At 69.5% G+C, this 24,293-nt stretch carries 13 protein-coding genes and 4 pseudogenes; 10 read left to right on the top strand and 7 right to left on the bottom strand.

Going from position 1 to position 24,293, the window contains the following annotated elements; all coding sequences use genetic code 11:
- The first annotated feature begins 86 nt into the window (after positions 1-86).
- Positions 87-2,054 (top strand): beta-lactamase family protein, encoded by a 1,968-nt coding sequence (locus tag BFN33_RS47000; protein ID WP_256123068.1) that lies wholly within the window; start codon positions 87-89, stop codon positions 2,052-2,054.
- Positions 2,055-2,806: 752 nt separating this feature from the next.
- On the opposite strand, the gene BFN33_RS46995 is transcribed toward BFN33_RS47000, so the two are convergent.
- Positions 2,807-3,703 carry a LysR family transcriptional regulator gene (locus BFN33_RS46995; protein WP_069766359.1) on the bottom strand — a complete coding sequence of 299 codons (897 nt, stop codon included), beginning with the start codon at positions 3,701-3,703 and terminating at the stop codon, positions 2,807-2,809.
- A gap of 193 nt (positions 3,704-3,896) precedes the next feature.
- Between BFN33_RS46995 and BFN33_RS46990 the strand changes: the two genes are divergently transcribed.
- Positions 3,897-4,775 carry a carbon-nitrogen hydrolase family protein gene (locus tag BFN33_RS46990; protein ID WP_069766358.1) on the top strand — a complete coding sequence of 293 codons (879 nt, stop codon included), beginning with the start codon at positions 3,897-3,899 and terminating at the stop codon, positions 4,773-4,775.
- Positions 4,772-6,142, top strand: a complete 1,371-nt coding sequence (locus tag BFN33_RS46985) for an APC family permease (RefSeq protein WP_069766357.1) — start codon at positions 4,772-4,774, stop codon at positions 6,140-6,142. Before BFN33_RS46990 ends, BFN33_RS46985 begins: the two co-directional genes overlap by 4 nt.
- 593 nt (positions 6,143-6,735) lie before the next feature.
- Here the strand turns inward: BFN33_RS46985 and BFN33_RS51065 are convergent.
- Positions 6,736-6,891 (bottom strand): annotated as a pseudogene (locus BFN33_RS51065) (CGNR zinc finger domain-containing protein); the annotation flags it as partial.
- Positions 6,892-7,029: 138 nt separating this feature from the next.
- Positions 7,030-7,533: a GNAT family N-acetyltransferase gene (locus BFN33_RS46975; RefSeq protein WP_069766355.1), complete on the bottom strand. Its 504-nt coding sequence runs from the start codon at positions 7,531-7,533 to the stop codon at positions 7,030-7,032.
- A 48-nt stretch (positions 7,534-7,581) separates the two neighbouring features.
- Between BFN33_RS46975 and BFN33_RS55080 the strand changes: the two are divergent.
- The 6 genes and pseudogenes from BFN33_RS55080 to BFN33_RS51035 all read left to right on the top strand — a co-directional run.
- A pseudogene (locus BFN33_RS55080) lies at positions 7,582-8,218 on the top strand (transposase); the annotation flags it as partial.
- 276 nt (positions 8,219-8,494) lie between these two features.
- A complete protein-coding gene (locus BFN33_RS46970) occupies positions 8,495-10,111 on the top strand; it encodes a flavin monoamine oxidase family protein (RefSeq protein WP_069766354.1) in 1,617 nt (538 codons plus the stop codon).
- A 96-nt stretch (positions 10,112-10,207) separates the two neighbouring features.
- Positions 10,208-10,803 (top strand): annotated as a pseudogene (locus BFN33_RS55760) (transposase); the annotation flags it as partial.
- A gap of 397 nt (positions 10,804-11,200) precedes the next feature.
- A complete protein-coding gene (locus BFN33_RS55070; RefSeq protein ID WP_256123067.1) occupies positions 11,201-11,359 on the top strand; it encodes a hypothetical protein in 159 nt (52 codons plus the stop codon).
- Positions 11,360-11,646: 287 nt separating this feature from the next.
- A complete protein-coding gene (locus tag BFN33_RS46960; protein WP_069766353.1) occupies positions 11,647-12,579 on the top strand; it encodes an aldo/keto reductase family oxidoreductase in 933 nt (310 codons plus the stop codon).
- 1,435 nt (positions 12,580-14,014) lie between these two features.
- A pseudogene (locus BFN33_RS51035) lies at positions 14,015-14,832 on the top strand (IS5 family transposase).
- On the opposite strand, the gene BFN33_RS46945 reads toward BFN33_RS51035, so the two are convergent.
- A complete protein-coding gene (locus BFN33_RS46945) occupies positions 14,801-16,300 on the bottom strand; it encodes a hypothetical protein (protein WP_069766351.1) in 1,500 nt (499 codons plus the stop codon). The pseudogene BFN33_RS51035 and the gene BFN33_RS46945 sit on opposite strands and share 32 nt — an antisense overlap.
- 413 nt (positions 16,301-16,713) lie before the next feature.
- Positions 16,714-17,811, bottom strand: a complete 1,098-nt coding sequence (locus tag BFN33_RS46940) for a HEAT repeat domain-containing protein (RefSeq protein WP_069766350.1) — start codon at positions 17,809-17,811, stop codon at positions 16,714-16,716.
- 612 nt (positions 17,812-18,423) lie between these two features.
- Between BFN33_RS46940 and BFN33_RS46935 the strand changes: the two genes are divergently transcribed.
- Positions 18,424-19,392 carry an ABC transporter ATP-binding protein gene (locus BFN33_RS46935; protein WP_069766390.1) on the top strand — a complete coding sequence of 323 codons (969 nt, stop codon included), beginning with the start codon at positions 18,424-18,426 and terminating at the stop codon, positions 19,390-19,392.
- A 13-nt stretch (positions 19,393-19,405) separates the two neighbouring features.
- Here the strand turns inward: BFN33_RS46935 and BFN33_RS46930 are convergent, their stop codons facing one another.
- Together BFN33_RS46930 and BFN33_RS46925 are read right to left on the bottom strand one after the other, a co-directional pair.
- A complete protein-coding gene (locus BFN33_RS46930) occupies positions 19,406-22,240 on the bottom strand; it encodes a hypothetical protein (RefSeq protein WP_256123066.1) in 2,835 nt (944 codons plus the stop codon).
- Between the two features lie 35 nt (positions 22,241-22,275).
- The coding region (locus BFN33_RS46925; protein ID WP_141758081.1) for an FtsX-like permease family protein at positions 22,276-24,293 on the bottom strand (2,018 nt) is incomplete at its 5' end.

The following is a 24,293-nucleotide window of genomic DNA, read 5'->3' as shown; positions in this document are numbered from 1 at the left end:
CGTCGAACCCCAATGGGTCTTCGACGGCCGCACCGCGCGTCCCCAGAATGCGGGCACTACCCCTTCGCCTTCCCGAGGAGTTCACTGTGTCCGTCTTGTATGCCCGGCGCTGTTGTGCCGTGTTGGCTTTTCTCGTACTGGCTCTGGTCCTCGTGCCGTTCCCGCCGCTCGCGGCGAGACCCGCGTACGCCGCGACCGCCGTACCCGGTGACCGGCTCACCGGCAGCGGCGCCGTGAACAGGTCGGTGCTGACGGCCGCCGACCTGACCAGCGGCGCGGCCACCGGCACCGTCACCGACGACGCCTTCGCGCTGCCCGCGGCGGCCGCCGCCCCGACGCACACCTTCGAGGGCACCCTGACGCTCAACGGCGTGGCCACCGCAGGCCGTTTCCGCACCATCAAGGACACCTACCACTACGCGGCCACCGCCGCGCTCAAGCATCTGCCCCCGGTGAGCATCGACCTCGTGCAGAACGGCAGCCACGTCATCCCTGCCGTCCGCGGACTGCAGATCACCGGGAGCGCGTACTGGAACGTGATCCTCGGGGGCGGCCGCGCCTGGAACGAGAAGGGCGACGGCGGCCGCACTCGCGTCTCGCTGCCCTTCGCGCTGGTCGAGCGCAACGCCAACTGCGTGCACAACGGCCTTCTGACCTTCCTCTTCGACGGCAGCACGATCTCTCAGGTCCGGTACCAGATCGTGAACGAGACGTGCGAGTACTTCCAGTTCGACATGTGGGGCCAGGTCGGCGCGACCTACTCCCGGCACACCGTGACCAGTGACACCGCCCTGAAGAACGCGTACGCCGCCGAGGTCACCCACCGCATCCCGACCAAGCCGATCAGCGCGCTGAGCACCGACTACCCGAACGCCGGCATCGACACCAGCGCGTTCGGCAGCGGCGTCACCGCCTCGGCGCTGAGTACGTACGGCGTGTCCTACGGCGGGGTGAACTACGTCGGCACGTGCCGGACCCGGCAGGGCGCGTACCCGTACTGCAACCAGATGGTGCTGCCGTCGTACTCGCTGGCCAAGACGATGTTCGCCGGCATCGTGCTGATGCGGCTGACGCAGGTCTACGGCTCGTCCGTGTCGTCGCAGCTGATCCGCGACTGGGTCAGCGAGGCGGACACCTCCGCCTGGAACGGCGTCACGTTCCAGGACACCGCGAACATGGCCACCGGCAATTACCTCTCCAGCGCCTTCGAGTCCGACGAGGCTGGCGGCGGCATGACGGCGTTCTTCGACGCCGAGGCGTACGGGCCGAAGATGACCGCCGCGCTGGCCTTCCCGCACTCCGCCGCGCCCGGCACGAAGTGGGTCTACCACTCCTCCGACACCTTCGTGCTGGCCCGGGCGATGCAGAACTACCTGGCGTCCAAGGCCGGCACCGGCAGCGATATCTACCGCTGGATCCGCGAACAGGTGCTGGTCCCGCTGCACCTGAGCCCGGACGTGCTGAGCACCGAGCGCACCGACAACAGCGCCACCGGGCAGCCGTTCGGCGGGTACGGGCTGTTCTACACGCAGGACGACATCGCCAAGGTCAGCCGGTTCCTGAACGCCGACGGCGGGAAGATCGGCGGCGTGCAGAAGCTCGACCCGACGATGCTCGCCGACTCGATGCAGCGCAACCCGGCGAACCGCGGCCTCACCACGACCGCCGAAACGACCGGCAAGACCTACCAGTACCAGGACGGCCTGTGGGCCCGGCAGTTCACCTCGGCGGACAACCCGGTGTTCACCAGCCCGGTGTACGTACCGTTCATGTCCGGCTTCGGCGGCATCACCGCGGCGATGCTGCCCAACGGCGCCACGTACTACTACTTCAGCGACAACAACGAGTTCGGCTGGTCGGCGGCGGCCGCGCAGGCGTACAAGCTGCCCGCCACCGGCGGAGGCGGCGGCCGGCTGCTCGGCAACGACGGCTTCGAGACCGGGACGGCGCCGCCGTGGACGGCGGACGACAAGGTCGCGTCCGACAACACGCGGGAAGTACCGCACAGCGGCGCCCCGTTCGCCTTCATCGGGATCGAAGCCGGCGGCCGGTAGTCGAGCCTGGGCCTCTGCATCCCCCTGATCGACTGCATGATGCGCGGGTGTCCAGTGCCCGTGGTCACTGGACACCAAGGCCGGGAGCATGACCCGCGGTTGACGGCCCCCACTGGCTGCTCGTGGGAGGGGGCCCGGCATCTGCCGGGCCCCCTCCCACGCTCCTGTCAAGAGCTGTCCGCCCCTCGTGTCGAGGGGGCCCCGCAACTCGCCCGCCGGTCCCGCTACTGATCCCGCCTTCCCGAACTCCGCGGCCGTACCGTTGATTGCCTCCGAGACCGGACGGGCCTCGCCTCGCCGCTCGGCGGCCATCAGCGCGTACGCCAGCAGAGTCTGGTCGGCGACGGCCGCCGCGTGGTGGAAGAACCCGGGCCGGGCCCAGGTGCGTGCCGCACGGTCGAGGGCTTGGGCGGCCGACGCGCGTGACCAGTGGGTCGTGCCATCAGCGCCTCGACTCCGCCGCGGGCGAGGATGGAGTGGTACTGCAGAACCTCGGCGGTGAGCTCGATTGCCGCACAGGATCGCGTTCCCGAGGCCGCGGCGACTGTCCGCGAGCTGCTGGGCCAGCCTCGCGGGCCGGCAGCCGATGCGGGATATCGCCGCATGGCGGGGCGTGCCGGGGCCACCGTCCAATGCCTGCCCGGTCTGGGCGGGCTGCCCGCAACGCACACCTCCAGATCTTGGGGGCCTGCCGACCGTCGGATCGGCTTCGCGTCGTGGTGAGGGCCGTGGTCTGTAGTCGTCGCTGCAGTTCACAGGCGGTCGGCGACCTGTGGCCCGTATCGCTCGACACAAAAACGGGACAACCCGGCCGCGAATGCCTCGATGCTGCGCAGCGCGTAGTGGCCGGCGTCCCACGCCGCGTGCAGGTGGATCTGCAGCGGTTCGCCCGTGCTGTCGAGGATCAGCAGCGGGTGCAGGTCGAAACGCGGATCGTCGGAGACCACCGCGACACCATGGCCCGAAGCCGACATGGCCTGTGCGACGTGCGGGGTGTCGCATTCGAGCACGATGTCGTACGAGGCGTCCGCATCCTGCACGGCATGGTCCAGGATGCGGCGGGTGCCGTGCGCCGGGGTGAGGACGATGAGGGGCTCCGCGGCAAGTTCCCCGATGGTGACGCGGTCCCGATCCGCCCAGGCATGGTCGGCACGGACGTAGGCCCACAGCGGCAGGCGGGCCACCGGGAGCCCGGAGAAACGGCGCCTCGGAGGTGCCGAGGAGATGGCTACGTCGGCGCCCCTCGCTAGGGCCTGGTACGCACGTGCCGGACTCTCCGCCTGCACGGTGACGAGCGGATCCTCCGGCCCCCAGGTGGCCAGGAACGGCGCGATCACGTCGGTGATGGTGGTGGGCGGCGCCGCCACGGTGATCCGCATGGCACGACCGGCAGCCAGCGCACCGACCGCGGCCTCGGCGGTGTCCGCGCGGGCAACCAGGTCGCGGGCCAGGGGAAGGAAGCGCCGGCCGGCCGCCGTCAGGACCATCTGCTTGCCGCCGCGGTCGAAGAGCGTCATCCCCAAGGCCCCTTCCAGGCCGCGCAGTTGGCGCGACAGCGAAGGCTGGGCGACGCGGACCACCTCGGCAGCCTTGGTGACCGAACCGGTCTCCACGATGGCCAGGAAGTAGCGCAGCACTCGGAGTTCCATGGCGGTGGCCCCTCGGGAAACGAAGGAGGCATGACACCTTCATGCCTCAAAGGCATGGTAGTCACCCCTCACAAGTATTTGAGGCTATGGCTGACCAGCCGCATTCTTGTCCCACCGAAATCTCTGGTTATCGGCGTCCGAATCGCCGTCGACTACTCCTCGAACAGTTCCTTCGATTGGCTGGTGTTCCCGCATGGCCCGCCCCCTGCCCCTGATCCTCGCCCAGGCGCCCGGACGCCCGGCCGACGACCTCGCAGGCTTTGCCGCCGACGTGGAGCGGCGCGTGAAACTGCGCGCACCCGGCGCCCTCGTCGTCTACCCCGAACTGCACCTCGGCGAGTGCGCCCCCGGCGTCCCGGCCGCCCCGGAGAAGGCCGCCGAGCCGCTCGACGGCAAGCGCGATGCGGCCTTCGCCGAGCTCGCGGGGGATCTGGGTATCTGGCTGGTGCCCGGCAGCGTCTACGAGCGAGGCGCGGGCGACCGCGTCCACAACACCACACTGGTCTATTCACCGCAGGGTGAGCGCCTCGCCGCGTACCGCAAGGTCTTCCCGTGGCGCCCGTACGAGACGACCACGCCCGGCGACCGGTTCGAGGTCGTCGACCTCGCCGGGGTCGGCCGCATCGGACTGTCCATCTGCTACGACACCTGGTTCCCGGAGATCTCCCGCCATCTGGCCTGGATGGGCGCCGAGTTGATCGTCAACGTGGTCCGCACGTCGACGAGCGACCGTGCGCAGGAAGTCGTCCTCAGCCGCGCCAACGCCATCACCAATCAGGTCTTCGTCGCCAGCGTCAACTCCGCTGCCCCATCCGGGCTCGGCCGCAGCCTCGTCGTCGATCCCCAGGGCACGGTGCGCGCCGAAACCGTCGACGCCGGCGACTCCACCCTCACCGACGTGATCGACCTCGACGAGGCCAGCAACGTACGCCGCTACGGCACCGCCGGCCTCAACCGGATCTGGGACCAGTTCCGCCCCGGCGACCCAGCTCTCGAGCTCCCGCTGTACGGGGGCCGCATCGACCCCGCCACCTGGAACCCCGCCCACACCACCGAGGAGCCACGACGATGAGCAGCGAGACCACAGAGAGCACCATGAGATTGAAGGGCGACCTGAGCCTTCTCTCCGTCGTCCTGTTCGGCCTGGCCTACATCTCCCCCGGCATCGTCGTCACGATGTTCGGCGTGGTCGCCGCCACCAGTGGCGGCGCGGCCCCGACCGCGTTCGCCGTCGCCACCCTGGCGATGCTGCTCACCGGGCTGAGTTACGCGAAGATGGCGCGCGCCGTGCCCGGCGCGGGGTCGGTCTACACCTACGCCCGCAAGATGCTCGACAGCCGCATCGGATTCCTGTCCGGCTGGGCGATGCTGCTCGACTACTTCTTCATCCCGATGGTCGGCTGGCTGATCACGGCGATCTACTTCCACGCCCAGTTCCCCGAGATACCCAAGTGGGTCTGGCTGATCGTCTCGGTGGGCATCACCACCGCCATCAACGTCTTCGGCATGAAGCTCGCGGACCGCGTCAACAAGGTCCTGATGTTCATCGCTCTGGGGTCGCTGGTTCTCTTCGCCACCCTGTGTGTCGTCTTCCTCGGCAAGCACGGCTCCTCCGCGCCTGCCACGGACGCCCTGTGGAACTCCGGCACGTCGATCGGCGCGGTCACCGCGGCCGCCGCCATCGCCGCCTACTCGTTCCTCGGCTTCGACGCCGTCTCCACCCTGGGCGAGGAGGCCAGGGGCGGGGCGAGGACGATCGGCCGCGGCATCATCGGCTGCGTCATCGCAGCCGGAGCGATCTTCATCGTGCTGTCCTTCGTGATGCAACTGGTCCACCCCGGCGCGAAGTTCGCCGACGTCGACGCGGCCGCCTACCACCTGAAGGTGCAGGTCGGCGGCACGACGTACGCCGAGATCATCAACTTCGTCACCATCGCCGGATCCATCGCCTCGTGTATCGCCCTGCAAGCCTCCGCCGCCCGCCTCATGTACGTCATGGGACGCGACAGCGCACTGCCCAAGGCCGTCTTCGGCAACCTGTCGGGGAAGACCGGCACGCCCGTCCTGAACCTCCTGCTGACCGCGGCCGCCGGTGTCATCGCCATGAAACTCGACCTGACCACAGCCACCTCGTTCATCAACTTCGGCGCCTTCCTCGGCTTCACCCTGGTGAACGTCTGCGTGATCGCCCACCTGGTCCGAGAGCGCGGACACGGGCGCACCCCCCACCTCTTCTCGTACCTGGTGATGCCGGCCATCGGCGCCGCCGTCTCCCTCTACCTGCTCACGAAGCTCGGTCACGTCGCACTCCAGATCGGCGGCATCTGGCTGGCGATCGGCGTCGTCTACCTGGCCGTCCTGACCAAGGGCTTCCGCCGGCCCGCACCGGAGATGACCTTCGACGACGACACCGCGGCCCGGGACAGAGTCACCGCGTAGCTCCCTCGCGACGTGCGGAGACGAGGGCGCCGACCGCCGGGTGAGTTCGTCACGTACGGCTTCGTCGCCCGCGCGGGGCTCGGCGCGCTCCAGCGTGCCGAGCTCGCGCAGCGCCTGGAGTTCATCGGCGCGGGCCGCGACCCCTGCGGCTTCACGCAGCTCGGCTTCCCGCGCGGCGGCGGCCGCGGCGTCGGTGGCGAGCTCCGCCTGGACGACGTCGTCGGCGTCCGATTCGTAGACGCCGTCCGGGGCCGCGTCGGCGAGCAGCTGCTCGATGCGCTTCCATCCCACGAGCTCCGCCCCGCCGCGTTCGTCGTGGCCAGGTGCTCGCGCCGCGCGTCGAACCGGGCGCTTCGCGCGCGTGTGGGTGTAGAGGAATTCCATCTGGGCCTTCGCGGATTTCGGCATGAGCCGAGTGAACACTTTGCGCTCCGCCCGCTGGAGGGCGTCCAGGACCCTGTTGCGGCGCGGGGTCGGGTTCTCCAGAGTTCCTCAGTCGTGGGTGGGCAGAGACCGCGTTTCTGGCTAGGTGGCGGGCCGGGGCAGAGCTGCAAGACGAGCGAAGGCGACCATGAGTTCGTGCCGTCAACTGGTCAGGTGAGCGTGGCTCGCGCCCGGTGTCTGCGGACGGCGTCGCGGTTGGCGCAGCGCAGGGAGCAGTAGCGCTGTCGTCCGGTGCGCGAGGTGTCGGCGAAGGCCGTGCCGCACTCAGTCGTCTCGCAGCGCGGCAGCCGGTGCATGCCCCGCCCCCAGATGCAATCGGGCCGGCGGTCTGGAACCCTTCAAAGCTGTTGTCTTTCCGGGTGTGATTGACGTGTTCCGCTCGTCACGGATAGGCGCGGCACAACCCGTGGGAGTAGCGGCTGTCAGGTCGTCGTTCCTGCGGCTTACCCCTCGGGACGCTCCGGCAGGGCGAGCCAGTCCGACCAGGAGATCTCGCGGCCGATGAAGCGCGGCCGCTCGAACGGCCAGTCGGCGGCGATCCACTGCGGCACCAGCGCGTCGAGGGCCTGCTCGACCTTGCTGCCCACCAGCTCGTCCACCACCCACCAGGAGATCTCGCCGTCCGCGCCGGCCTTCTCCGGTGGGTCGATGTAAACGCAGCCGAGCAGAGCTGTCTCCGCCGCGTCGAACAGCGCGTAGTTGAAGGACTGGTGGGCGGCGATCTCCTTCTCGTGCCGCAACAGGTCGGCCTGGTCGGCCTCGTAGGTCATGGTGGCCGCGGGCCAGCCCCAGGCCGGGCCGAAGATGGTCCACAGCCGCTCGCGCGAACCCATCACAGCCGGATAGTCGAGCGGGGTGTCCGCCTCCCGGATCGGCCGCAGGTGATGAGCACCGCCCGGCAGCGGTACCAGGACGGGGTGGACGAAGTCATCGGGAAGCCAGCTCATGGCGCCCGACCGTAGCAGCGCGCCGCCGTTCCATCCCCTGGATTTTCCCCGTATACCGCCAGGTCCTGCTCTCTGGTCCGCGAGGGCGGCGGCATCGTCAACGTCCATGCGCTCATCGCGGTCGGCACCTTCCCGCGCTCCCCCGCCCACGGCCTGTCCGGAGTCCGCGTGGTGATCTCCCACGCGCACGACGGCCTCGTTGATGCCATCGGCGCGGTCCTACCGGGTGCTTCGTAGCAGCGATGCCGCACGCACGACCCGACATTTGCTGAGCCAGGTTCCGAAATCGGCCCAGCCATGGGTGGCCACCCTGCTACGCACCGGCTTCGAACAGCCCGACACCGACGCCGACCAAGCCCAGATACGGCACCTCCTGGACGCGCTGGAGACCAAATTCCCCAAGCCGCAACCCACTTGGACACCGCACAGCACGACCTGCCGGCCTTCACCGCGTTCCCGCGGGCTATCTGGTCCAACAAACGCAGGAGCGGCTGAACAAGGAGATCCGCCGTCGCACCGACGTGGTCGCGATCCTTCCCAACCGCACCGCCGTGATCCGGCTCGTCGGCGCGGTCGGGCTGAGCGGAACGACGAATGGACTGAAGCACGCCGCTACATGGAACTCGACCGGCCGGCCAAGGCCCGCCTCCACCCGATCGAATCAGAAACCGACGACACCGCCCTGCCCACCGAACTCACCGCATTGCCTCAAAACGAGATCACCGGGTGCCGTCAATACACCACTCCCGCGGTCGTGACCGACCGGGCCGCAACTGTCCCCACGACCGGGCACCCAGCATCCCATCCTGCTGACACCCACCCGATGCCACGAACACGCCACCCTGTCCTTTCGAGATACGAGCTTGCAGAAACGTGTGGGTCACATCAACAATCCACGGGCCGTAATCGATCATTGGGAGGCTTCCCCGGTCTTCATTCCAGATCGAATGGGAGCCCAGTCATGGCACAGCCTCAGGTCGGGCCGGGAACGAGTCGCCGAGCGTTCCTTCGCCGCGTAGGAGTTGCCGGTGGCGCCGGAGCCATGTTCGCCACCATGGGGGCGCTCGGCCTCGCGCCCACGGCCGCCTACGCGGCAGAGAAGGAGGCGTCCTTCCAGGCACCACGCCGCAGCGACTTCACCCTTCAGGGACGCGGCGGCAAGCCCGCCAGAGTGGTCGTCATCGGAGGGGGCATCGCGGGCCTCACCTCGGCTTACGAGCTGGGGAAGGCCGGCTACGACTGTACGATCCTCGAGGCCCGGGACCGCGTCGGTGGCCGAAACCTCACCATCCGCGGCGGCGACAGCCTCACGGACATCAACGGCATCAGCCAGACAGCCCACTTCAGCGACGGCCAGTACATGAATGCAGGCCCGGCCCGCCTCGCCCAATGGATGGTCACCCTCGACTACTGCCGCGAACTCGGCGTACCGATCGAGGTCTTCACCAACACCAATGCCAGTGCGCTCATCTACAACCCCGGCCGGGGCATGACGAAACCGGTCCAATACCGGACCGCGAAAGCCGACGTATACGGCTATGTCTCCGAGCTGCTCTCCAAGGCAACCAACGCAGGCGCTCTCGACGGCGAGTTGACGGCCGACGACAAGGAGCGGCTGCTCACCTTCCTCAAGAGCTACGGCTCGCTCGGCGCCGACTACACGTACACCGGCACCGAACACCGCGGGTTCACCGTCGACCCCGGCGCCTCCGGCACGCCCGGTGAGGAACTCGGCAGCGTTCCGTCACTGTCGGACGTCTTTGCCTCCAACGTGGGCCGCACCTTCTCGTTCGAATTCGGTTACGACCAGGCGATGCTGATGTTCCAGCCGGTCGGCGGGATGGACCAGATACCCAAGGCTTTCGCGCGAGCCGTCGGACACGAGAAGATCCGCACCGGCGCGGCCGTGACCGATATCAAGAACACTACGGACGGCGTGGTGGTCACCTACACCCAAGGCGGCCGAACCCGTGTGGTCAAGGCCGACTACTGCATCGCCACCCTGGCACCGCATGTCCTCGCCAAGACCCCGCACAACCTCGGCACCACGGTGCAGACCGCGCTTCTCGCCGTGAAGCCCGCCAACGCCTCCAAGATCGGCCTCGAGTACAAGACCCGGTGGTGGGAGAAGGACCTCAGAATCTTCGGCGGCATTACCGAGACCGACATGGACCTGGACCACATCTGGTACCCGTCCTATGGCCACCTCGGCGACCGTGGCCTGATCATCGGCTACTACAACACCGGTGCTCACTCGGACGTGTATTCGGCGCTCACCCCGACTCAACGGCTGGAGCGTGCCGTCGCGCAGGGCGTCATGATCCACGGCGACAAGTACCGTACCGAGCTGGCGACTTCCTTCTCCCATCAGTGGAAGCTCGCCCCGTACCTCGAGGGCGCCTGGCACTCGATGCCCGGAGGCCCCGACGCGCCGGCGTACGCGCCACTCAACATGGCGCAGGGCAATGTGTACTTCGCCGGCGACTACCTGAGCTATCTCGACGCCTGGCAGCACGGGGCGATCTCCTCGGCACGCAAGATCGTCACAGAGCTCCACACACGCGTGCTCGCCGCCTGACCTTCTCCTTCGGCGGCGCGCGGATCGATTCGGAAGGGCGGGCGCCAGATAGCCGACGGCTCGCCGGTGGCTGGTCCGTATGCGGCCCACACGGAGGGCCGAGTCGTCATGCCGCTGTGGCGCAACGCCTACCACCGGTTCCGCGTCGCGGCCGTGGTGCACGGAGTCGGACAACGTGGTCTCCGTGTACGTCACCGGCCGACACCTCGACAAGCTGCCGGCCAGGGCGGGTCAGTTCTGCTTCGGCGGTTCCCCGGGCACAACCACTGGCGGCTGGCCAACCCCTATCGGCGGCGCCAGGCGGAATAGGGCTGCGCCTCACGGCGAAGGCGGCGGGCAGCACCAGCGCCGGCCTGCGAAACGTCCAGGTCAGCAGCCGCGCCTTTGTCGAGGGGCCGTACGGGGCGTTCACCTCGCTGCACCGGACCCGGCCCAGAGATCTGGGCCTGGGACACTTCGCGGTTCTGTCCGACGGCACGAAGATCGACGCCCCGCGCTTCTTGCGCCGGGCCGAGAAGAAACTCAAGAGGGAACAGCGCCGCCTGTTCCGCAGGGTCAAGGGATCGAAGAACAGGGACAAGGCTCGCATCAAGGCCGCCCCGCGCTTACGCGTGGGTGGCCGACGCACGGCGCGAGTTCCACCACCAGCGCTCAACGAGGATCATTCGCGATCACCAAGCGATTGCCGTTGAGGACCTGGCGATGAAGGGGCTCGCCCGTACGCGGCTGCCCAAGTTCATCCACGACGCGGGATGGTCCGCGTCCGTGACGATGCTGGAGTAAAAGGCCGCGAAGTTCGGCCGCAGCTTCCATCGCATCGGACGGCTCGAGCCGACCTGCCAGGTCTGCTGGCAGTCAGCCGACCGTGGTAGGCATCACCTCCCCATAGGAGGGCGAGCGGAAGTCAAGGCGGTCGCGCACTCAGCGATCGCAGGCACCCACGCCGTCTGGCGCAGATCCATTCACATCCCACAGTTCTCAATATCAGAACCAACAGCTGTTGGATTTCCAGATCGGTGATTTCTAGAGTGAGCACGCGACGTCGCACTGCACCGCGCACTCGCCAAGGCGTCCGGGAGGAGGAAACTCATGCAGCATCGCACTCTCGACGACCGGACCGTCTCCCCGATCGGCGCCGTCGACGCGATCAGTCCCGTCGACGCGATCAGTCCCTACCGGTTCCATCGTCCGAGCCCGCCCTCACGGTGGGTGCAACGTGGGAGTTGCTCGACGAGGGTGTCGTCGTGATGGCCGGCATCTCGAACGCCGGCGTCTCGCAGACCGACGTAGCCCACGAGCCCGCGAGGTGCCCGGCGAACGGCTCGTGTCGGTGCAGGACCAGTTCTCGCCCGCCTTCCACCCCAGCCGGGGCGGCCTTTGCTTCCTGCCCTGGCGGTATCGACCAACGTGAAGGACCTCGCCGCCTCGCGCTCCGCAAGCACCGCGACTCCGCAGCCGGGCCCGGTCTCGAGCCCACGGCTGACCAGTTCGCACTTTCCTCCGTCTGAAACGTCAAGTCACAGCGAAAGAAGCACATGAAGACCTTCATTCTGCCCGGCACCGACATCGTGGTCCCCAACGTCGTCCTTGGCCTGATGCGCATCGAGAACATGACCGACGAGGCGGTGCGCAGGCTGGTGAACACTGCGCGCGACGCCGGCATCACGTTCCTCGATCACGCCGATGTCTACGGCTCGGACGACCACGGTTGTGAGCGTCGTTTCGCTGAAGCCATGAAGCTCAGCTCGTCGGAGCGTGAGCAGTTCGTCATTCAGTCGAAGGCAGGCATCGTCAAGGACGGGCCGTACTTCGACTTCTCTCACCACCACATCATCGAGTCCGTGAACGGTTCACTTCAGGCATTGGGCACGGACTATCTCGACATCCTGCTGCTGCACCGTCCCGACGCTCTCGTCGAGCCGGAAGAGGTGGCCCGCGCCTTCGACGAGCTGTCGGCGGCAGGCAAAGTGCGTGCTTTCGGCGTCTCCAACCAGACCCCCCGACAGCTCGACCTGCTGCGCAAGCACGTCACGCAACCCATCGTGGCGAACCAGCTGCAAGTGTCGATCACTCACGCGCCGATGATCGCGCAGGGCGTTGCCGCGAATATGCAGGACCTCGATCAGTCGGTCGTACGTGATGACGGAATCGTCGACTACTGCCGCCTGCACGACATCACGATCCAGGCGTGGTCGCCTTTCCAGGCCGGATTCTTCGACGGCCCGTTCCTCGGTTCCGATCGCTTCCCCGAGTTGAACGCGGTGATCGACCGGCTGAGCGACAAGTACGGCGTGCCGGCCGAGGCGATCGCGGTCGCCTGGATCACGCGCCATCCCGCGCAGATGCAGGTCGTGCTCGGCACGACCACGCCAGAACGCGTCACGGCCGCCGCGCTCGGTTCCGACCTCCCGCTCACCCGATCCGAATGGTACGAACTGTTCCGCGCCGCCGGATACAAGGTGCCCTAGCCTCTGCCCCTTCCTGATGACCTTTCCGTTCGGTTGTTGGGCCTGACAGCACAGGATCCCTGCGGTACCGCCGTGGCCGGGAGTGGCCGCATCGCTTTCGTGCGGGCCCGCTCGAGGGCGACGCCCAGACGGCACCGGGCGTATCAGGCAGAGCCCTGATCAGCCGCTGTCGCGGACGGTGCGACCCCCTTCCACATAAGATCGACGGCGCTTCGGTTCTGCACCGTTCCTTGGCGTGCCAGGGCATCGGGCGGCGGTCACGCCGCCGCGTTCAAGAGATCGGCGAGGATGCCTGATCAACGTCTTCCTCTTCCATCCGGGCCGCTCCGCTATCAAGGAAGACCGTTCGCGGCTGCAGTTCCGGATGATCCTCGCCGTCTCCAGTGACGACCCGGCAGACCAAACTGAACGGCTCGCTGAGCAACTCGTCGCAGCTGACCCACGCCAAGCCACCGAGGTCTGCGGTGGCTCACCAGGGTTTTCGCCAGGCAACTCGGTTACCCCTGGCCTCAGCGTCGCTAAGCCTGAGCGCACGGAATACCCCGCCGCGCCAGGAATAAGTGATCTCCGTCAGTACGCAGCAGTCCGAGGCGTTCCCACGCGCTCCAGGCGTACTTGGCGATCGCCACCCTCGACGCCCCCTGCCGCAGCAGTTTGTACGGCTTCGCCGCCACTTGACCGTCCGGCACCAGGCAGTAGCCCCCCGGGACACGGATCGGATCGATCCCCTCCAGCGGCACGGAGGCCTGGATCTCGATGGACCTCGCCGTGGGCAGCGGCGCAGCAGGTCGGGCGGGGCGTCGGCAAGGTCGAAAGCACGCTTGAGGCCCTCCAGGAGGGCCGGATCGATCCAGTGGATGCGCCTGCGGTCGTTCCTCTCCAGGAGGTTGGACCGGTTGTCGGGGCCGACCCGGCGCCGAACGGCGCGGATGCTGGTGAGGGTGCCGTCGATCCGCTTCGGGGCGATCGGCGTCGGGGTGCACGGGGAAGTGGCCCTGGACGTCTTCGTACGAGGCGGTGCAGCCCACGTCGTCCAGGTGGCGCCGCACGGCCCGGGCGCCGGGCACCACGGCGGCGACGGTGTCGAACAGCATCCGCTCCGTCCAGCCCTGCCCGAGGCTTTCGCGACTCAGGCTCTCGGGCCCGGCCAGGGCACCGTGCTGTGGCTGCGTAGGCGAGAAGGAGGAACGTTTGTAGACGAGTTGCTGGAGCAGTCGCCTTTGCTGGTGTGCGGAATGTTGATGAGAGTCGCAACCACTCGCCCAGCGCGTTGGCGTCAGTCGATGGCCGACGGAGGCTGCCCTGTGCGTGATCGCTACGTGGGTGTCGTCTCTCGGCGTCGGGCCGCCGTCGGCGCGGCGACGGCGGCGTTAACTGGCTCTAACAAAAGCTGTTGATCATGTGACTGTTGGCCCGCTGGATCGTTGGTCTGGCCGTGGGGAAGAGACAGTCGCGGCCGTGGATCGTCTCGGATGAACTGTGGTCGCTGATCGAGCCGTTGCTGCCCGAGCCGCCGCCGAAGCAGGTCGAGGGACGGCCGCGGGTGCCCGACCGGCAGGCCTTGTGCGGCATCCTGTTCGTGCTGCACACCGGAATCCAGTGGGAGTACCTGCCCCAGGAACTGGGCTTCGGCTCGGGCATGACCTGCTGGCGCCGCCTGGCTGCCTGGAACGAGGCCGGCGTCTGGGAGAAGCTGCATCAACTCCTGCTGAACAAGCTGCGGTCGAAGAACCAGCTGGACTGGTCGCGGGCGGTGATCGACTCCTCCCACGTTAGGGCCGCACGCAGGGGCCCAAAAGCGGGCCCAGCCCGGTCGACCGCGCACGGCCGGGCAGCAAACACCACCTCATCACCGACGGCCAGGGCATCCCGCTCGCGGTGTCGCTGACCGGCGGAAACCGCAACGACGTCACCCAACTGCTGCCCCTGCTGGACAAGATCCCGGCCGTGGCCGGAGTCGTCGGCCGACCGCGTCGGCGGCCCGACATGCTCTTCGCGGACCGCGGCTACGACCACGACAAGTACCGACGACTCCTGCGGCAACGCGGCATCCAGCCTGCGATCGCCGAACGAGGACAACCGCACGGCACCGGCCTGGGCACCTTCCGATGGGTCGTCGAGCGGACGATCTCCTGGCTGCACGGTTTCCGCCGCCTGCGCATCCGCTGGGAACGCCGCGACGACATCCACGAGGCCTTCCTCGGACTTGCCGTCTGCCTGATCACCCACCGGCACGTCCAGAGGCTTTGTTAGGGCCAGTAAGGCATTGGTCGAGGAGTGCGTGCATGCGGTGGACGGGGAGGGAGGGGTTGGCCGCGGCGCCCTCTGCGGTGCGGAGGTCGGTGAGGAGGGTCTCCAGGGTCTCCGGTGTCAGGGTCGGGTTGGCGGCGGCTGCCCGGCGTACTGCATCGTCGGTGTCTCCCAGCGGAGGTTCGGGCAGGGTGGGGTCGGCCGCCGCCAGCGCGCGCACCTCGGGGTCCGGGTGGGCGATGAGATGGGTCCAGCCGGTGCGGGGGAACGCGGGCAGGGTCAGCAGGTGCGGACGGTGGGCCGGGCGGGTCACGAAGACGTCCCGGAGAAGGTGCGGCGGAGCCAGCGGATGGTGGCAGGCCAGCCGGATCCGTACCTCCTCGTCATCGTCCAGCGCCAGCGTCCCCACGAGCTCTGCGGGCAGGCCGGGCCAACTCGCCGCGACCCGGCGCAGCACCGGTTCCTCGGACGCGGCGCAGGTGGCGTACCAGTCCGGCGACGGCTCGGAGGCCGGCTGCGTGATCGGGCACGTGCAGTCGCGCCCGTGATCGACGACCTTTTGGACCTCCTGGAATTCGACCCAGGTACGGATGGAGGGCTGGAGGCGGGCACGCATCCGCACGTCCTGGTCCGGATCCTGCCTCAGCCGCTCCGCCGCCTGTCCCAGGTCGGGACGGGTGGCGACCAGCCTGCGGATCTCAGCATCGGGGTGGCGGGCGAGCCGGGCGAGGGCGTCGGCCGGTGTATGGCGGTTCCGGGCCAGCGGGTCTACCTCGTCGGCCGCGAAGCACCGTTCGACGACGGCGGGTGACAGGGCACAGGTGCTGAGCACGGACACCGCGTAGCGTGATCCGATGGGCGGCAGCTCGGCCTCCACCGCCTCCGGGTCCAGCTGCCGGCTGCCCTTCTTGGCTGCTTCCCGTACGGCGGGGTCCGGGTCGTCGAGCAGGGCATGGCGCTGCGCAACGGTGAGCGACTGCCACTGGAAGACGGCGTAGAGACGGAGTGCGGGGTGGTCGTGACCGGCCATGTCCCGCGGGAAGGACAGAGGGACTTGCCGGGAGGACCAGAGCTCCCCGGCGATCTCCTTTTCGGTGACCCTGCCGTCCTCGCCTCCGTCCTGGGCGGTCAGAAAGGTGACGAGGATGTCGTCCGGCAGGGGCCGGACCCATCGGGGCTGGAGCCGGGTGCCGCCGGCGAGACGCGCACGGACGAGTCCCGAAGGGTCCGATGCCAAGGGAGCGAGTCGCGCCGGGTCGACGTACAGGTTGCGGGCGAGGGCGCAGCGGATTCGCTCGACGGGGTGGCGGAGGGCCGCGTCGATGACGGCGCCGGGCAGGTCGCGTCCCTCGCACATCAGCGAGCCGGCCTCACCTGCCGCTTCGTCCAGGAGACGTATCAGTACGTCGGCGGACGCCACCGGGTTGAAGGCGATGCCGCGCAGCCACAGTTCACAGAGAGAGTCGGACACCGCGTCATCCTGCCACCTCGCCTCCTGGACCAGGCCGTCCGATGCCTCCCTCGTCGGCGCTGACCGGCGGCTCCGTCCGCAGGGCTTCGGACCACGTCGCGCAGTGCCTTGCTCATCATGCGTACCCTGACCGTCCGCGGCACACCGCCAGATTCCGCATCCACCCCCGCCGACGGATGCACGACAATCTGCGGTCAGAGCCCACGAATACCTCAGCCGACACGGACCCATGCCGTGAAGTCGTCAGCGAGTCCGGGCGGGTTGGCCGCAGGTTGTTGGCGCCCGGACCGCCGGACTGCGCGCGCCACGACGCAACGAGAAGTCCGACAGGCTCAGTGCGACAGGACGACCTTTGCCCCGTACAGAGGGGACTGCGGTCTGGTTCTTGGACCAGATCGGCCGGCGGCCCGTGATCAGAGCAGGGCTCGGATGGCGTCGCGCTGCTCTGGCAGGCCGGCTTCCCTGAGCCAGCGGAATTTGTTGCCGATGTTCCCCCAGCACTTGCCGTTTGCGGTGACGGCATTCAGAAGCTCTCGTTGCGCGGCCGACAGTGGCAGGCCGGGGCTGTAGCCGGTCGGGAAGGCTTTGACGAGCAGCGGACCCCAGTCGCGGTCGACGGTGTAGTCGCTGGCGAGCGGTATCAGGGCCATGGCCGCCGGAACCAGTTCTTCGAAGGCGTCGACACGGTCAAGGACGGTCTTCAGGAGAGTGAAGCGGAGCCAGCCGTCGAATTGAGGGAGTGGGTCGGGGAACCAGTGGTCTGCCTCGACCGGGTCTTGCAGGGCTTCGAGCAGGACGGCGGTGGCGCGTGGCAGGTGCGCGCATCCGGTGGCCAGAGCGGCGCAGGTGCGCACGGCTGGATCAGGATCGTTGAGGAGGCCGGTGATGTCCTGGCTCCAGGCGCCCATGGCCAGAGCTGCGGAGGAGCGTTCTCGGCGGCTGCCGTCCGCTGCGAGAACGCTGCGCAGGCGGTGGGCGGCGCGGGGAACGAGCTCGGTGAGGTCGGGTGCCTTCAGAAGCAGGGTGACCGCTCCGAGGGCTGCCTCTCGGGTGTCCGGATGCGGATCGTCGAGGAACGGTTCGACCGCGTCGTAGAGCTCCCGTCGGATACTCCGGCATGCGTGGATCGCTTCGAGCTCGTCTTCGTCCCCGCCGTCGTACTCATGCCCGTATTCGTCCTCGCTGCCGGGGGTCTCGCCGTAGGAGGCCGAGTCGGCAATCTGGCCGAGCCAGTCGAGTAGTGCGGCCCGTAGGGGTCGGGTCCGGTCGTCCCAGGGCAAGGAGCTCTCGTGCTCGGCCAAAGTATGGGGGTGGGTCAGGATCGCTGCGACGAACAGTGCGGCCGGCGGGGTGGAGCTGTACAGGGATCCTTGATGCAGTACGGACATATCGAGCTTTCCCAGTGCCTCGGCCTGCACCTCGGGATCCTCGTTCAGAAGTTGACACAGGTACGACGAGGTGTCCTCGGCGCTCCCATATGCATGCTGCAGAGCGCTCCATTCGGTCGCCATGAGCAGTTCTCCGGCCCTCGAAGGCAGCCCTGGCCAGATGGGGGCGCCACGTTCCTCGTCTCGATTCGTCACATGGACACCCTGCCGAACAGCACTGACAACCGGTCACACGGGGGTGCCCGGGGCCCCCACAGGCATAGCTCAGATGGTTACCCGTTGCCGCCTGTGGGTGGTTCTGTGAACTACCCTCCAGGAAAGCCAGGTCGACGGCTCGCTATCCGACGGATGCAGTTTGACAGGGCGGTTGCCGCCCCCCGTGGTTGCGGCGCAGGTCAGCCGATTGCGGGGCGCCGCAGCCGGTGACAACCGGGATACGAGATCGCCGGGATGGCCGGCAGGCCACTTCTTCCCGAAGGCGACCAGGCCGCGGAGGGGCGGTTCTCACCGGGCCAGGGGTATGCGGACGGCGAGCTGATGGCCGAGCCTGATGAACAGCGGCTGTTCACCGAAGCGGGTCCGCACGGGCGGTGGGCCCGGCTGTGTGACGACGTCGACGCGACTTCGTACAGACTTCCGCATTATCCTGGCGACTGTCTGACAGCGTTGTCCGCAGACCTCATCTCTTCGGGGGACCGTGTGCCAGTTCACGAACAGCCGTCCGCAGTGCCGGACTTGGACGAGCTGGGTCGGCGGGCGGTGGCCACCGCTGTCCCGCAACGCGAGGCCGGGCTGGTGGTCTGCGAGAACCTGGTGCGGATCTATCAGACCGAGGGCGTCGAAGTGCAGGCTCTCCAGGGCCTCGATCTGACGGTGGCCCAGGGCGAGATGATCGCGGTGATCGGGGCCTCCGGTTCAGGCAAGTCCACTCTGCTGGGCATACTCTCCGGCCAGGACGTGCCCAGCGCGGGTGGCGCCGAGGTCGCCGGACACGACCTGCTGGCGATGAAGCGCCGCGAGCGGCTCAGCTACCGGCGCCGCACGGTGGGCTTCGTCTGGCAGCAGACCTCCCGCAATCTGCTGCCCTATCTCTCGGCGGCGGAGAACGTGATGCTTCCGATGACGTACACCGGGATCAAACGGTCCCGGCGCCGGGCCCGGGCGGAGGAACTGCTCGATCTGCTGTCGGTCGGGCACTGCCGGGACCGCACCCCCGACACGCTCTCCGGTGGCGAGCAGCAGCGGGTCGCCATTGCCGTCGCCAGTGCCAACGAGCCGCGGGTGCTGTTCGCCGACGAACCCACCGGTGAACTCGACACCGCCACCAGCGACGAGGTCTTCGCGGCGCTGCGCCGGGCCAATGAGGACCTGGGTGTCACCGTGGTCGTGGTCACCCACGACGCGCTGGTGTCCGAGCAGGTGCAACGCACCGTAGGGATCCGCAACGGCCGTACCTCGACGGAGGTGTTGCGCCGCGTCGCCACCGGCGATGACGGAGTCGAGGTGCTGAGCGCCGAGGAGTACGCGGTACTGGACGGCAGTGGCCGGCTGCAGCTGCCGGGCGAGTTCACCGAGCGGCTTCACCTGCGCAAGCGGGTGCGGCTGGTTCTGGAGAGCGACCACGTCGGTGTGTGGCCCGACGAGGCCGCGCGCCGGGCACGGTCCGCCGCGCAGGACGCGGCCGGCGGTGGCCCCGAACGCTGATCGCGTCGAGGCTTCACGCGAGGCGCAGTACGGCTCGCAGTCCGCGCCGGCGGGCGAGGACGGCCTCGGTGAGCGCGGCGGCCAGGATCAGCGCCGTCACGCCGGCGACGAGGGCGACGGTCAGTGAGTAGTCGGTGTGCAGCGCCGGTTGGGCGGGGCCTGCGGTGAACTGCTGCAGGTCCAGGGTCCGTGCCATGAGCCGCGGTTCGAGCAGCCCGAGCAGCGTGCCGCCCACCGCTGAGGCGACCGCCAGCGGCAGCAGTTGCAGGAAGTGCAGTGTTGCGGCTTGCCTGCCGCCGAGTCCGAGGGTGCGCAAGAACGAGGTGGTGCGGCTGCGCTCGTTCGAGGTGAGGGTCAGTTCCAGGATGAGCGCGAGCAGGCCCGACAGGGCGGCCAGGATCGAGCTGGTGGTGTAGATCGTGCCGAGTCCCCGCGTCAGGCCGTCCGTGCGCAGGGCGCTCAGCGTCTCGGAGCGGACGCGGATCCGGGCCAGTGGCCCGAGTGCCTTGGCCGCCGCCGCTCGCAGTGCGGCGGGTTCGGCGGTGGCGGGGGTGTCGCCCTTGAGGAGCAGGACGGTGCTTCCCGAGGGCTGATGGGGTATCAGCTGTTCGGCTGCGGTGGTGGTGATCAGCATCGGTGCTCCGGCGGGGATCTGCGCGGTGACCGGGCCGAGGAGCGGGTCTCGCAGTTCCGCGGCGGTGAGGGTGCCGACCGGCTTGAAGGTCAGGTCCCTTGGGCGCTGCCCGTCGGGCACGACGGTGGCGGTGAATCCTCCGGTGCGCTCTCTCGCCCGCAGGCCGGGCGAGAGGAGGGACGGCAGCGGGGTGTTCGGGTCGGCTCGGGCGCCCGTCGGGGTGGTCAGCCGGGCCAGCAGGGTTGCGGCCATCGGCGACTTCGGGGCGACGGCGGCCAGTTGCCGGGGATTCACGGTGATCACGGCGACCGGGGAGATCTCCGCGCCGTCGGCCTGTCCTGCCATGGTGAGGGTGTACACGTGCTGGAGGGCGGTCCGTGTTCCGGTGGTGCCTGTGTCCGGTGCTGAGGTAACGGTCCCGGCCACGGTGGCGCTCGCGTCGGCGCCGGTGGTCCAGGCCGCCCCTGTGGCCAGGCCGTCGTCGATCGTACGGTGCACGAGGCCGCCGAACACGGCCGTCCCCAGGGTCAGGACCAGGACGAACAGGGCCAGCCCGGTCGCCGGGGCGTCGTGGGCGGCCCGGGCCGCTCCGACGAAGCCCACCGCTCCCCGGCCGCGCCGGGTTGCCCGCACCACCAGGCGCAGCACGAGCGGGTAGATCCGAAGCAGGATCAGTACGACGGTCAGCGCGACCAGCACCGGCACCGCGCCCAGAATCCCGTCGGGGCCCTGCGAGCGCAGCGCGACCACGCCCGCCGCCGTCGTGACCAGCACCGTCAGCTCCAGGACCACGCGCCGGCCGATGGCGATGTTCCGGCGTGAGCGCCGCAGTCGGCCGGGTCTGCGCGGCTCACGGACCGCGAGCCAGGTCAGCAGCGGCACCGTCAGCGCCACCACCGCTGCGGCGAGGGCGGCGGTCATCGGTTGCGGTGATCCGGACGTGCCGGTGGGAGCGAGGGCCCCTCCGAGCGCCCAGCCGAGCAGTGCGGCGATCAGCACCACCGGCCAGGCCACGGCGCAGCGCAGCAGCACCAGCCGCACGGTGGACGCGCCCCGCGCGCGCTGCAACCGCAGGTGCGCCTGTCTCCGGCGCAGCAGCAGCCGTACCGCGACAGTGACGGTGGCCAGCGCGACCGCGGCCAGCGCGTCGACGGCGAACGTCGCCAGTCCCCTGGCCTGTTGGTCCTGAGCGGTGAAGTCGGCGAGCAGTGGCGTCAGGGAGTCGATCACCAGAAGTTCCCCGGTGGCCTGGCCGCCGACATGGCAGCTGAGGTCGCTGGTGATCGGGTCGACGCCCTGGCACAGGGCGTCGCTGAGGTCCGCGCCGTAGTGGGACAGCGGGCCGGTCAATGCGCTGGCCTGGTCGAGCGCCGCTCCGGACAGGTCGGCGCGCAACTGCCAGGTCACCCGGGGGCCGCCCACCCCGGCGCCGGCCAGCAGGTCGGCCGCGTCGAGGCCGACGAGGCCGCGGACGGCGAGCACGGTGCCGGCGGAGTGCTCGGCCGGGTAGCGCAAGGGCTGATCCAGCGTTTCGCGGCCCGACCAGAAGCCGTCGGTCGCGGCCGTGGTGCGGTAGACCCCGCTCACCAGCAGCCGCGCGCGGGGCGGTGCGTTCTGTACCCCGAGCGTCTTCGCGAACTCGAGGGTCAGCCGGCTGCCGGCCCGGACGCCGAGCGCCTGCGCGGTGGCCTGCGACAGCCCGATCTGAGGCGCGGTGCCCGGCGGTGTGTGGTCGGCCGGCGCATGGCCGCTGACGTAGTGCAGATGGGTCCGCGCGGACGGCAGATAGCTGACCCGCAGTTGGGTGCCGGTGTTCGCCGGCCCCGGCGGGCGCGGTGAGATCAGGGACGCCTGCGCGTAGTCGTAGCTGCCTCCGGTGATGGTCACCTGCCGCGCGGCTGGGCCGCTGAGCTGCTCGGTGAGGGTGCGTCCGGCGTCGAGCAGTCCGGCCGCGTCCATGGCGGGCGGCACGGTCTCGAAGACCTCAGGAGTGGTGCTCAGACTGATCAGGGGCACTTGGGCCTGCGCGGCGTCGACACGCTGCCGCAGTGCCCGGTCCTCCTGACCGCCCGCGAAGGCGGGGACCCACGCGCAGAGCGCTGTCAGCCCCAGGACGACCACCGCCAGGCAGGCCAGCAGCGGCAGATCGCCGCGGGCCTCCTTGCGTATCAGGCGCCGCGTCACTGCCGCGCCCGCGCCCACGGTTCGCGTCACCGTCCGCCCTTTCCGGTCCTGTCCGCCCCCTGGCCTCAACGGTCCTCCCCCGCTCGCAGCACACGCACCAGGTCCACTCGGGACAGCAGCCGGGCCAGCCCCAGCACGACCGCGCTGATGGCAGCAGCCGTCGCCACCACGGTGAGCGCCACAGTGCCCCAGGGGATGACCAGCGGCAGCGGCGGATAGGGGGTTTGCCCGCTGTCGTCCACGGTGACCAATGGCAGCACCGCCGACGCCAGGGCCAGACCCATCAGCGCCCCCGGGACCACCGCGAACAGCGCCAGACCCAGTTGCTCGGCGCCCAGCAGCGCGGACAGGCTTCCGGCACGGACGCCGATGGCCCGCAGCAGGGCGAATTCCTTGCGGCGCTGGCGGGTGGAGACCACGGCGTGCACCGTGAAGGCGATGACCGCGAAGCCGGGGGCCAGATACCGGACCAGTTCCAGCACCCGGCGCAGCCCGCTGCGGAACGGGTCGGCCTGCAGGGAAGCGGCGGTGCGCGCCGTGGTGGTGACGCGGCCCAGCGCGGGCTGCGCCTCGGCGGCGGAGGCCGTGCGCGCGCTGTCGGTGCTGCTGAGCCACCAGAACGCGGGATCCTCGGGGTCGGCGCCGGCCCGCGTCATCGCGGTGGCGAGTTGGCGCTGGTCGGCGATCAAGTGCCCCTGTCCGCGGCCCAGTCCGGGCAGCGAGTCGACCCGGCCGACCACCTTGGCGGTGATCCGGGCGCCACCCACATCGAGCGTGGCGGTGCTGCCCACGCCCAGGCGCGCCTCGCGCAACGCCGGGGCGTCGGCGCGCACCGGCAGCGGCGCCTGCCCTGCGGCCGGGCCCGCCACGAGTCGCACCTGGCTGAGGGGACGGGTGTCGTAGTCACTGTCGGACAGGTCGCCACCGAAGGCGTCATCGACGGCCTGGGAGGCCCGGATGCCGGTACTGATGGTGGTCCGGAGCACTTCGGAGCCGCCGGCAACGATGGAGCACACCCCGGGAGTGCCGAGTTCGTAGGCGCCGGTGGACGTTCCTTCGCACGCCCCCGCCGTGGAGTCGGAGGCGTTGTCCGTACCGTTGCTCCAGACCTGCCCACCGGGCAGTCGGGGGCCCCAGGCGTCAGCGGTACGGCGCGCGCCCACCCGGATCAGTTCCAGGTCCAGTCGTGCGGGACGCACGTTCGGCTGCGGCAGGACGCTGACGGCGGTCACCGTCAGCGGATACTCCCGCAGATGGCCGCCACTCAGCGCCACATCAAGGGGGACCACGACGGTGTGCCGGGCTCCGTCGGCGGCGGGCAGACGGGTCGTCACGGTGCTGACGAGGCCGGACGCGTCCTGCACGGTCAGGCCCAGACTGGGCGCCGCCCGGCTGCCGTCGCTGCTCAGCCGTTCGTCCAGAAGCAGCGCGGTCGGACGTCCGGGGAGCCGTATCCCGAAGACGTCCGGTGACGGGGTGCGCGGCGCGGGCCCGCCGATGGTGCCGACCAGGTCTTCGGTAGCGCCGCCGGGCAGGTTCACCGTCGACCGTGTCACCGGTGTCACGGCGGTCACCGCGGGCAGTGCGCGATAAGCGGTGGCCAGTACGGAGGAGGGGTAGCTGTCGGCCGCGGACGGGGAGATCCGCGCATCGGCACCGACGGTGAACGCGGCCTCCTCGGACGCCAGGCCGCCCAAGCAGGCAAGCGCGGTGGTGGCGAAGGCGCTCACCGACACGGCCAGACACATCAGCGACACCGGTCCCGCGTTGCGGGCGGCTCGTCGGCTCAGCTGCCATCCGGCCAGCGCGAGGACCAGTCCCCGGCTGCGACGGCCGAACGCGTCCAGCAGGACAGAGGTCAGCGGCAGCAGTCGTAGCAGCAGGAGCGCTCCGGCGCCCGCCACCAGGGCCGGTACCAGGACCAGCACCGGGTCGGCGGACGCGCTGCCGCTGCCCAGGCCGGCGAGCAGTGAGTGGTGCCGCCGTAACTCCAGATACCCCAGGGCGGCGACCGCCGCCAGCGCCAGGTCGGCGCCGAGCCGCTGCGCGGCGGCGGCCCGTGCGCCGCGGCCCGGACCCGTCC

It is taken from the genome of Streptomyces sp. LUP47B, from assembly GCF_001746295.1.
Lineage (GTDB): Bacteria > Actinomycetota > Actinomycetes > Streptomycetales > Streptomycetaceae > Streptomyces.
The sequence above is the reverse complement of the archived record's forward strand: the minus strand, read 5'-3'. Positions and strand labels throughout refer to the sequence as shown.

Coding starts and splice junctions, on each gene's coding strand:
- BFN33_RS46995 (WP_069766359.1), bottom strand. CDS start 3,703: ATGGAACTCCGAGTGCTGCGCTACTTCCTGGCCATCGTGGAGACCGGT.
- BFN33_RS46960 (WP_069766353.1), top strand. CDS start 11,647: ATGAAGACCTTCATTCTGCCCGGCACCGACATCGTGGTCCCCAACGTC.
- BFN33_RS46970 (WP_069766354.1), top strand. CDS start 8,495: ATGGCACAGCCTCAGGTCGGGCCGGGAACGAGTCGCCGAGCGTTCCTT.
- BFN33_RS46940 (WP_069766350.1), bottom strand. CDS start 17,811: ATGGCGACCGAATGGAGCGCTCTGCAGCATGCATATGGGAGCGCCGAG.
- BFN33_RS55070 (WP_256123067.1), top strand. CDS start 11,201: ATGCAGCATCGCACTCTCGACGACCGGACCGTCTCCCCGATCGGCGCC.
- BFN33_RS46975 (WP_069766355.1), bottom strand. CDS start 7,533: ATGAGCTGGCTTCCCGATGACTTCGTCCACCCCGTCCTGGTACCGCTG.
- BFN33_RS46985 (WP_069766357.1), top strand. CDS start 4,772: ATGAGCAGCGAGACCACAGAGAGCACCATGAGATTGAAGGGCGACCTG.
- BFN33_RS46990 (WP_069766358.1), top strand. CDS start 3,897: ATGGCCCGCCCCCTGCCCCTGATCCTCGCCCAGGCGCCCGGACGCCCG.